Below are 3,768 nucleotides of genomic sequence, written 5' to 3'. Positions count from 1 at the left end.
CGCAGGCGAAGTGGAACCGTTCGCTGAGTGAGATGCAGCAGCTGCTGACGCAGATCGCGGGTAAGACCGAGGAGATCTCGGGTCAGTATGTGCAGACCGACCGGTCTGCTGCGGGTCGTTTCGGCGCGTGAGTGCGGGGCGCGGGCCTGGCGCGCTGGCGCGTCGGGCCCGCGCCGTCTGCTGTGCTTTTCGGTGAACTGCCGGACGGTACAGCAGGCGTGACGGGCATCGCCGGAGGAAAGAAGAGGGGGCGTCGATGACCATCGGAATCGACTTCGACCAGATTTTCGCTGAGATCAAGCGGATCCAGCGCGATATGCAGCAGTTCCCTGCGGCATCCGATGTCGCGCGGTCCGTGGGCGGCAGGACGGACGCGACCGGGGAGTTCCGTGCCGCGGTCGAGCGTGTCGCACAGGGCATGGGAGTCGTGACAGAGAGCTCGATCGTCGCGCTGAACGATGCCAACGAAGCCATTCGCCTCGCGGTGATGGAGATCGCTGAGCAGGATGCCGCTCTCGCCGATGAGACGAAGGTGATCATCTCCCTGCTGGACTCCGCCGTGGATCAGGCTCCGCCCCAGCCCACCGCCGCGCAGCCATCGGGCTCGTCGAACGACGAGCCCAAGGATGCGGACTACTGATGAGGCGTGGTCGGCGGCTGATCGCTTCGGTGATCGGCGTCGCTGCGATGAGCATCGCTGTCGCGGTGCCGGCGGTCGGTTCGGAGGCGTCTGAGGGTGGGTTGTGGTACTTCAACCGGGGCAAGGTGCAGGCCGCGCAGGATGCGGGGCTGGATGGCTCGGGTGTGACGATCGCTGTGATCGACACGCAGGTGAACCCGGATGCGCCCGGTCTGCGTGGCGCAGACCTGAAGGTGCAGGAGCAGTCGTTCTGCTTCGACGAGTCGGGGGAGCGGTATGACGCGGTCTCGACGGACTATGTGGCTGCGAATCACGGCACGAATGTCGCGTCGATGATCCTCGGCACCGGTGAGGCGGTCGGCGGGACCCCGATCAAGGGTGTCGCCCCGGGTGCGACGGTGCTCTATTACAACTCGATGATCACGACGACCGCTCCGGAGGGGGGCGACGTGGAGTCGACCTGCCTGCAGGAGAACGGCGAGATGTTCGAGACGGGCAAGAAGACCTGGGAGGAGAGAAGGCTCGCGTCGGGGTTCGCCAAGGCGATCTCTGCGGCGGTGGATGATGGTGCGGACATCATCTCGGTCTCGCTGGGCGGGCTCGTGGACGTTGCGGACGCGGTGGCGAAGGCGCATGCGGCGGGCGTGGTGGTGCTGGGGTCGCTGCCGAATGTCGGCGGCGCGGGCGATTGGCCGTCGAGCTACAACGGTGTGGTCGCGGTGCAGGCGTTCGGTCCCGACGGGCAGATCCAGTACTCGACCTCCGACCCGGTGCTCGCCGATCCGTCGCCGAACCTGAGTGATGATGTGATCATCGCCTCTCCGGGGTTGGAGATCATCGCGCAGGGCACGGCGGAGTCGTGGGATGCGCAGCAGTTGCGATCGGGCACGTCGCTGGCGACGCCGATCGCGGCCGGCTTTCTGGCGGTGGCGAAGCAGAAGTACCCGGAGGCGACGTCGAATCAGCTCATCCAGAGCCTGATCCGCAACACCGGGACGAAGGGCGAGCACGAGCCCGAGTGGAACAACCGCGTCGGCTACGGGGCGGTGTCGCTCACGGGGATGCTGGCGGTGGATCCGACGAAGTACCCGGATGTGAATCCGCTCTGGGACGCGCAGGATTCGCACGCTGTTCCCAACCAGCAGAATGTGGACGACGAAGCCGCGCTGCTCGCCGCCAGCGCCTCGCCGGAGCCGACGCCTGAGCCCACGGCCGAGGCGGGCGGGTCGGCTTTCGCGCCGCTGCTCATCGGCGGCGGGGTGGTGCTCGCCGTCCTCGTCATCGGCGGGGTGGTGCTCGCCGTGGTGCTGACCAGATCATCGCGACGACAGAAGATACAACAAGGGGGAGACCAGTGACCGGACCGTACGAAACCGAGCTCAACAGCATCCGCACGCTCGATGACTGGCGCATCCCGGACGCGGCTTCCCTGCGGACGGCGCTCGCCTCTCTCGACCGAGCCCTGGGCGCCGTGCTGGAGTCCTCGGCGTGGCAGGGAAGCTCAGCCGAAGCGGCACGCAGTGCGCTCGGCCGACTGCAGCGGAACTTCCGCACCATCGAGACCTACATCGGGCAGCTCACCGACACCATCGAGAGCGCGAACACGTACCGCCGCAACACGGCTGCGGCCGAACTGCCCTCGACTCGCATCGACCCGTTCTGGGCCAATATCGCCAAGGTGGGTTCCGTAGTCGTGCATCCTGTTCTCGGCCCGCTGGCGGCCGACAAGGCGCTCGACGCGATAGGGACCTTCCTCGGCAACCAGCGCGAGGAAGAAGCGAAGCGCATCGTGCAGCAGATCGAACACGGCCTCGCACCGTCTGCTGAGTCGCTTCGAACCGCATCGCAGACACTGGCGAAGTTCGACCCGCGAGTGGCGGTTCCCACTCCGCCGAAGCCGGTGCCGCCCGGAACAGACATCCCCGCGCCTGACATCACCTATCCCGGTGGCGGTTCGTCTCCCTCGGGTTCCGTTCCCGGCGGCGGAACTCCATCTCCTGGTTCACCCGGAGGTCGGGGTGACATCGGCATCCCCAACCCCGGTGGATGGCAGCCGACAGATCCCGGGGGCTGGCAGCCGACCGATCCGGGCGGATGGCAGCCGACAGATCCGGGCGAATGGCATCCGACAGATCCCGGAGGGTGGAACCCGACAGATCCCGGTGGTGAAGACCTCGAGGACCCGTCCATCGATTCGCCTGGCGGTGGACTGCTGCCCGGCGGGCCCGGCGGCTCAGGTGGTGGCAGCGGAACGGGCGGCGGATACCCGACCGGTCCTGGTGGCTTCGTCCCTGGAGGTGGTGCGGGCGGCGGTGGTATCGGCGGGATCGTCGGTGGTGGCGCGGGTGCGGCGGCGATCGCTGCCAGTTCGAAGATCGCCGGCGTCGGCAGCATGGGCGGGCTCGGCGGGGCAGGTCTCGGCGGCGCGTCCGGTGCGGGTCTCAAAGCCGGCGGTGGCCTCCTGGGCAATTCGGCGTTGGGTGTCGGTGGTGCTGGCGGCGTCGGTGGCGCCGGTGGATCCGGCGGTGCTGCGGGTGTTCGCGGTGCGGGTGGTGTCGGCGGCGTCGGCGGAGCAGTCGGCGCGGGTTCGTCGGGCGCGGGGTCGTCGGGCGCGGCCGGAGCGGGCAGTCGCACCGGCATGGGCATGATGGGCGGCGCTGGCGGTGCCGACGAGGAGGAGCGGAAGCGGTCGGGCCTGGGTGGTCCGATTGCGCCGAAGCTGGAGGATGAGGAGGAGACTGGTCCTCGCGCCAAGGGCGCAAGCGCCGGATCCCGAGACGAGACCTGATGCGGCGGGCGCCTTGGCTGTGGCGGCTGTGGCGCTGACGCTCACTGCGTGCGCTCCCGGCGCTGCGACGAGGCTCACCGTGACGTATGAGGTGGGCGGCGAAGAGCGTGCTCTGACTCTAGACCCCGATCAGGTCAGCAGAGTGAGGTGTCCCTCGTCGAGGGATGGGCGCCGGGTGACGACGTGAACGTCGCGGCCGATGATGCCGCGCGGTACCCCGCGAGATTGTCTGGCATGGTCGCTGGGTTGTGTTCTAGCCTGTGTGCGGAATGTGATTCGTGGGGGGTTGTTCCGTTGTCGTCCCTGGTCGGGGGATGCGCTCTCCCCGCTTGTGCGTCCT

3 protein-coding genes are annotated in these 3,768 nt (G+C 68.2%); all 3 read left to right on the top strand.

The features are described 5' to 3' along the window. The first annotated feature begins 256 nt into the window (after positions 1 to 256). The 3 genes from ACIPV2_RS13915 to ACIPV2_RS13905 are packed head-to-tail and all read left to right on the top strand — an operon-like array spanning position 257 to position 3,428. Entirely contained in the window at positions 257 to 640 is a 384-nt protein-coding gene (locus ACIPV2_RS13915) for a hypothetical protein (RefSeq protein WP_400842221.1), read from the top strand. Then, complete coding sequence (locus ACIPV2_RS13910) at positions 640 to 1,998, top strand: S8 family serine peptidase (RefSeq protein WP_400842219.1); 1,359 nt, start codon at positions 640 to 642, stop codon at positions 1,996 to 1,998. The genes ACIPV2_RS13915 and ACIPV2_RS13910 overlap by 1 nt, the downstream gene beginning before the upstream one ends. Then, positions 1,995 to 3,428 (top strand): hypothetical protein, encoded by a 1,434-nt coding sequence (locus tag ACIPV2_RS13905; protein ID WP_400842217.1) that lies wholly within the window; start codon positions 1,995 to 1,997, stop codon positions 3,426 to 3,428. Before ACIPV2_RS13910 ends, ACIPV2_RS13905 begins: the two co-directional genes overlap by 4 nt. Positions 3,429 to 3,768 lie beyond the last annotated feature (340 nt).

Source organism: Microbacterium sp. NPDC089987, from assembly GCF_044748505.1.
In the GTDB taxonomy this organism is placed as follows: domain Bacteria; phylum Actinomycetota; class Actinomycetes; order Actinomycetales; family Microbacteriaceae; genus Microbacterium.
The sequence above is the reverse complement of the archived record's forward strand: the minus strand, read 5'-3'. Positions and strand labels throughout refer to the sequence as shown.

What these genes read in the sequence shown, in the direction of transcription:
- ACIPV2_RS13910 (WP_400842219.1), top strand. Translation starts at nt 640, where the DNA reads ATGAGGCGTGGTCGGCGGCTGATCGCTTCGGTGATCGGCGTCGCTGCG.
- ACIPV2_RS13915 (WP_400842221.1), top strand. Translation starts at nt 257, where the DNA reads ATGACCATCGGAATCGACTTCGACCAGATTTTCGCTGAGATCAAGCGG.